This is a genomic window from Affinibrenneria salicis, assembly GCF_008710095.1.
In genome coordinates this window covers 1-3194 of record NZ_VYKJ01000037.1, presented here as the reverse complement: position 1 = coordinate 3194, position 3194 = coordinate 1, and the positions used below count along the sequence as shown (strand labels likewise).

5 protein-coding genes are annotated in these 3194 nt (G+C 49.1%); 3 read left to right on the top strand and 2 right to left on the bottom strand.

What is annotated here, in order from left to right; genetic code table 11:
- Window positions 1-243 precede the first annotated feature (243 nt).
- Window positions 244-1608, bottom strand: a complete 1365-nt coding sequence (locus tag FJU30_RS26610; protein ID WP_150437925.1) for an RES domain-containing protein — start codon at window positions 1606-1608, stop codon at window positions 244-246.
- Between the two features lie 94 nt (window positions 1609-1702).
- On the opposite strand from FJU30_RS26610, the gene FJU30_RS26605 reads away from it, so the two are divergent.
- The 3 genes from FJU30_RS26605 to FJU30_RS26595 all read left to right on the top strand — a co-directional run bounded on the left by FJU30_RS26605 (window position 1703) and on the right by FJU30_RS26595 (window position 2964).
- Window positions 1703-2020, top strand: a complete 318-nt coding sequence (locus tag FJU30_RS26605; protein ID WP_223881725.1) for a hypothetical protein — start codon at window positions 1703-1705, stop codon at window positions 2018-2020.
- 145 nt (window positions 2021-2165) lie between these two features.
- Window positions 2166-2555, top strand: coding sequence for a hypothetical protein (locus tag FJU30_RS26600; RefSeq protein ID WP_150437924.1), 390 nt, complete (start codon window positions 2166-2168; stop codon window positions 2553-2555).
- A gap of 28 nt (window positions 2556-2583) precedes the next feature.
- Entirely contained in the window at window positions 2584-2964 is a 381-nt protein-coding gene (locus FJU30_RS26595; RefSeq protein ID WP_223881724.1) for a hypothetical protein, read from the top strand.
- On the opposite strand, the gene FJU30_RS27420 is transcribed toward FJU30_RS26595, so the two are convergent.
- A partial coding sequence (locus FJU30_RS27420; RefSeq protein ID WP_223881723.1) for a hypothetical protein occupies window positions 2965-3194 on the bottom strand: 230 nt, incomplete at its 5' end. It abuts the gene before it with no gap.

Below are 3194 nucleotides of genomic sequence, written 5' to 3'. Positions count from 1 at the left end.
GGAATGGCAGTGGTTTTATAATCACGAAAGGCCCAATATGGCACTGGGTGGATATACACCAAAGCAGCATATATTACGTGCTGCGTAAACTCTACTTATGACCTCCGCTAAAAATGGGAGGATTACCCCTGCATTCCCCACCAGGCCCGGTCAGCTGAGAGCAGTGACCGTACAGGAATTCTGTCCTTGTGTTCACAAGGTGTGTACTGGACGGCCTGCAGTACGTTTTCCGAAACAGCGGCGTTAAAAGTCAGAGAGATCGTCGAAAGGTTCGGGAGGCATGGGTTGTATCAGGTCTTCCCCCTGATTGACAGGCGCTTGACTAGTTATGAACGTGACCCCGGTAATATTATGGTACGTCATGCCGTCAGTGATAAGTCTTAACGTAGGCTCAGGAATACGCGCGAAAGCCCTCGAACCCACATAAAGTTTTTTTTGGGGCACCCCGACTATAAGCTGAATTTCGGGGCCGAAATTATACGGGTTGTCTTCTGCGTATTCATAAAGCTCAACATTAAAACGCCGTGATTCATCGGCTGCATGCCTGACGGCAGAGGACTTATTGAACAGTACAATATTATAACCTGTTCCGGCCTGCACTTGAGTGGACTTAAAGCTTACGCCATCAAGACCGAAGGTTTCCCGATCACTTAGAAAGTCGGCAACAAGCTGAGTGATCAGATAATCGCTGTCCTGCCTTTTTCCAAAGGCGGGCAGAGTAAGTTTTCGGGAAAGCGTTCTGAAAAATACCGCTCGTTCATTGGTTTTTCGGGTCTGAGGATCAAACTTACTACCGGAACCGAAGCTGAGTGAATCCAGGGCGGAAATATCGAGAACCCTGAGGGCCCGCAGCGGAACAAATGGTGCCGTCACCACAATACTTCCGACCGGTGGTCTGACTTCTGCAATAGCCACATCGACGGATGTGGCACCGTAAAACACGGAGATTCCCTGAGCATTCATGCGCCCAGGGCGTGCCAGGGAGGGAGGGGGAGGGCCAAGGTATTTTTCAGGTTGTTCCAGGGCTTGCTTGACTTCCTCTTGGTTTTCAAAGACCCTGGCACGATAAAGCCGAATTTCTTCTGTCAGCATTTTTACCGGAGAAGAACTATCCAGGGTTTTCAGTTTATTGATATCCTGGAAAAGAGAATCCAGAAAAGCATTGGCCTCCCGGTTAAAATATCGCGTTTCATTCAGCAAAGAATCTGTAGCTTTTCGCCAGGAAGAACTGAGTTTCCCTGTGGAATAGGTAATGTGGCGGTAGACAAAGGCATCGTTATACCGTACCCCGTCAAAATCATTATGCGGATTGAACTTTTCAGCCAGTAGATTGTAGATATCCTCGGCCACCTCGAATTCAACGCCCAGTTCTTTATAGATGACCTCCTGTGCGCTGTCCCCATGACCACAATCATAAATATCCTCATAGGTTTCAAAATAATATTCAAATACGTCATGCATCATCGCGAGGATATGTTCGACGTGAATATTTATACGTTTTCGTTTGCAGTAAGAGCAGGCCTGATTACTGCTACCTATTTTTTTGATATGTTGCCTGACGTAGGCATCACCCACACACTGATGACAAAGGTACTTTTCTTCCCACATTGTTAACCCGTCCGTAATCTGATGATATTGCGTTACTTTCCTGTAAGTTCATCATCAAATCAAGTTGCCAGCCATGCAATAGAGAAAGTTGTCTATGCCCGTTTACCGGCCGGGTATCCGCAGTGAGGCTGAATGTGACGAGCTGGGGTTGTGGCCACTCATCTACATCTGGAATGTGGATCGTGCTGCCAGCACGTTCAGCCTTTCTGTTAACGGTAAGGCCATCGCCCACCTCCTGGAGCCTTTCGTGCCCCGTGAAGACCCTGAATATGTTGAAATTCGTGATGAGGCGATGAAGGTCATCTCCGAGGTATCAACACAGTCTGTGCTGGCAACTATAGAGAAAACCGGCCTCATGCCCGATGTTTTGTTCGCGTACCTCGCTGAGGATGTACGGCAGGAGCAGGGCTAACCGTCAGGGAGTGCTTGAGATTGCGCCGGGGATTTTATAAGTCAGTCCTGTCATCCTAATGCTAAATATTCGTCAAGAAATGCTTCAGGCTGCCGAGATATACATTAAGCGTTATTCATGAACATAACCAAAAGGAAGGATCCGTATGAAGAAACTCCTGCTTCTTGTTCCGCTCGTGTTTGCTGCTCCGGTACTGGCTTCAGAAGTGACGGTGGGTCAGGTGTGTAAGGCTGCTTCAGCGGCGATGTTTGGCCGTGACCACAAAATCATGCAACTGGACAAAGTCGAGTCAGGTATTGCTTACGTACATTATATCCGACAAAACGATGACACCCGCTGGGCCATCAAGTGCAAACTTATCGGCAATCAAGTGATGTGGGCGTCTGACAACCCTGACAGCACCGATCGCTGGCGGGACGATCCTGCAGACAGCACGGTCAAATATGCTGTTGAGGGTAAAAAAATCATTATTACAGAGGCCTACAGCGACGGTTCCAGTACCTCCAATTCTTATCCGTTGAAGCAACTAAAGTGACTAAACAAACACGGCAGCTCAATGTCCTGTGAACGACTGGTCCTTGCAGGGCGCATTTGACTATGTGGATGAGGCATTTGACGTGTGGCGGGAACGCTCTCGTCATGCCTGGCAACTGGATATCTCGTGGCTCGGGACGCAGGGGATCAAACTCCAGGATAAGACAGCACCTGAGGGCAATAACATCCCTGCTGAGGATCAGCTTTCGCTGGAGCTTGAGGTTCTGCATGTTGCGACGGAGAGCACTGCGGTGTCCGCCGTCGTGGAACAAGAAAACATTTCCGGCGATGTGCGGCCAATCCTGAAGAACAACTCTGTATCCCGCTTATCGTCCGTAGGGTCGACGTTCTGGTCAGTCTGCCAGCGGGTGTTCTGCCAGGTGAAAAAGGTGATCCGGGAACAAGGGTGATTAAACCTGTGGCGATTCAGTCCCGGTGAGAGAGGCGAATGCGTTTAGCGCCGAATGGAAACGCATCACTTTTTTCAGGACATAATTTCGGTCTGACTGGCTACGGTAGCTGTCAACGAAGTTGACACCCTTATTCGTTTTTATGCTGCCGTTTTCAGACCAGTTTCTGGCTTCTCTGGATTCAACATCACCACCTCGACCCGCTGCCATTGACGGCATGAAGTTGACCA

Bases quoted from the DNA above. Each gene is read 5' to 3' on its own strand.
- FJU30_RS26605 (WP_223881725.1), top strand. From the start codon at position 1,703: ATGCCCGTTTACCGGCCGGGTATCCGCAGTGAGGCTGAATGTGACGAG.
- FJU30_RS26600 (WP_150437924.1), top strand. From the start codon at position 2,166: ATGAAGAAACTCCTGCTTCTTGTTCCGCTCGTGTTTGCTGCTCCGGTA.
- FJU30_RS26610 (WP_150437925.1), bottom strand. From the start codon at position 1,608: ATGTGGGAAGAAAAGTACCTTTGTCATCAGTGTGTGGGTGATGCCTAC.